2 protein-coding genes and 1 pseudogene are annotated in these 2,410 nt (G+C 58.4%); all 3 read right to left on the reverse strand.

The annotated features are described in order from the left end of the window. A partial coding sequence (locus tag AC5DB9_RS16475; RefSeq protein WP_491732107.1) for an acyl-CoA dehydrogenase family protein occupies positions 1-749 on the reverse strand: 749 nt, incomplete at its 3' end. 33 nt (positions 750-782) lie between these two features. Beyond that, entirely contained in the window at positions 783-1,679 is an 897-nt protein-coding gene (locus AC5DB9_RS16480; protein ID WP_272989682.1) for a VOC family protein, read from the reverse strand. Beyond that, positions 1,679-2,410, reverse strand: a pseudogene (locus AC5DB9_RS16485) (3-ketosteroid-9-alpha-hydroxylase); the annotation flags it as partial. The gene AC5DB9_RS16480 and the pseudogene AC5DB9_RS16485, both read right to left, overlap by 1 nt.

The raw sequence follows: 2,410 nt of genomic DNA on the forward strand, positions 1-2,410 counted from the left end.
AAGGCACCGATGGAAGAGCAGGCTACCGCTCGCGTAAAAATCTGTCCAAAAGGCAGGGTAAACAACGGACTGGTATTGACGGCGCAGCCGGGGTTTTCACCACTGAAGCCGTCCATGCTGCGATGCGTCCGGTGCTCCGGCACAAACACAGGCTCGTCGATGACAATATCGTTGGAGCCCGTGCCCTGCAGGCCGCTCACATCCCAATTGTCGACAATACGGTAGTCACCAAGCGGCACCAGAAAGGTTCGATAATCATGTGCCTCGCCGGGTGTGGCGGGGGGCGCCATCCCGCCGAGAAACGCCCACTGACAGTGCTTGGAACCCGAGGAAAATCCCCAGTGTCCCGACAACATATAGCCGCCCTCAACGCGAGAGACCTTGCCGACCGGCATATACGATGAGGAAATCAGCACACTGCTGTCCTCGCTCCACACATCCTGCTGCGCACGGTCGTCGAACATGCCGAGCTGCCAATTGTGGATCGCCACCACGCCCAGCACCCAGGCCGTGGACATACAGCCCTCCGCCAGGGTTTGCTGCACGTCAAAAAACACCTGCGGCGGCAGCTCAAAACCGCCATAGCGCTTGGGCTGCATGATGCGGAAAAAGCCACTGCGCTGCATATCGGCAATCGTTGCATCGGGCAGTCGCCCGAGTTCAGCCGCCTCAGCCTGGCGCTCGATCAGTGCCGGCACCAGTGCGCGGGCATCGGCCATCAGTTGGTTTACGCGATTGTGATCAGTCACCTTTTTGTCCTCTTTCTGAATTCGGGGGTAAAGCTATTGCCAGTGGTGTCCCCACTCCGAGGGACGGCGGCTAAACGTGGGCCGGTACTGCTGCCAGTCGAGCTGCAAGCCGTCGCAGCCAAATTCAATGGCAAAGCCTGCCGGGCTCTCGACGTACACGGAAATCATCTGGTCGTTGCAATGACGGCCCAATGTCGAAACGACGGGCACTTCATGCTCCCGACAGCGATCCATAAACTGCCCCACCTCGTTGATATCCGTCACCTCAACCATCAGGTGAATACAGCCGTTATCCGGGGGCTGCGGCGCTTCGTAAATCGCCAGACTGTGATGCCGGGGGTTATCGACATGGAGAAAATGCAGACGCTGACCGCCGTCAGGGCCGTCAAAGTACATGGAGTCGGTGCGCTCGAAGCCCAGCAACTCACGGTAAAAGGCGTAGCAAGCATCAAACTGACGGGTTGGCAGCACATAGTGGCCGAGCCCCATATCACCGTTAAAGCCCGTCTCAAACCGCAACACATTGGCGGGACTTTGCAGGGGCTGGTAGTCGAGCGCACAGCTTTGCACCAGCTCCACGCACTGCCCGCTGGGGTCGAACAGACGCAGTCCCGCCGCCACATTGCGCAGCGCGCAATCGCTGTCTGAAAGCGGCTCAACGATTTGTCCAGCCGCGCGCAAATCCTCGGCGACATCATTCAAAGCCAGTTCGGGGTCCAGCTCCCAACCCGCGGTATGCAAGCGCTCCTGATCACCGGGCACCACAGCCAGGCGCCAGCAGTAGGCGTCCATCTTGAAACGCAGCCAGCCGGAAGATTCCGCCGCCAGGGGCATCATGCCCACCACCTCGGCCAGAAATGGCTGCCATCGATGAGGCTGTGCTGACTCAATCAGCACATAGGCCAGCGCGTTAACGTTGCAAACCGCCATCAGTGCTGCTCCTGGCCGCGACGGGGTTTAATCTTGGTTTCGTGTTCCTTGTGTACCGTCAGCGCCGCTGGAATTTCCGCCACGTCCATATAGAACTGGCTGTACCACTTACGGAGCATGTGTACCGGGCCATCGCCATCACACATCAGCGGATTATCGATACGGACTTTGTTGTTCCAGATATCCACGTCCTGAATAAAGGAATCCACGCTCATCTGGGTGTAGGCGTCGACCATCGCGGCATTTTCGGCTTCGCTCAGTGAGGGATCTTTGCGCACCATCACCCCCAGTCGAATCACGAAATTTTCCATGTCGATAGGCACGTGACTGACCAGCAAGTGCGTCGTCACCGCCCTGCCGTCCATCGAGCCGGTCATGGTGGTCGTCATATACGCCGGGCCTTCATAGGTGGCGACGGAGGTAAAGCCCTGCCCCTCATCCGCGAGAATATCGTGGCCGCCTGTCATCACCTGAGTATAGGTGTGACCGTCCTGAATATTTTTGAAGGTCTGTACCTGGGAGTAATGTACCGGCCCAAAGTGCGCCATATCGGCCATGTTATCCACCAGTTCACGGCAATTGGAATGGATGGTGAATTCCGCCATTTTCCAGTCCGACCACTCGCCGGAAAAATAGTCCTCGTTGCGTCGGGGGCGTTGCTCGGCAATCGGCGGCTGCCCCTCGGGATCATGCCACACAAACGCCAGACCATTTTCTTCCAGCACGGGCAT

Source organism: Spongiibacter sp. (assembly GCF_984394615.1).

Bases quoted from the DNA above. Each gene is read 5' to 3' on its own strand.
- AC5DB9_RS16480 (WP_272989682.1), bottom strand. From the start codon at position 1,679: ATGGCGGTTTGCAACGTTAACGCGCTGGCCTATGTGCTGATTGAGTCA.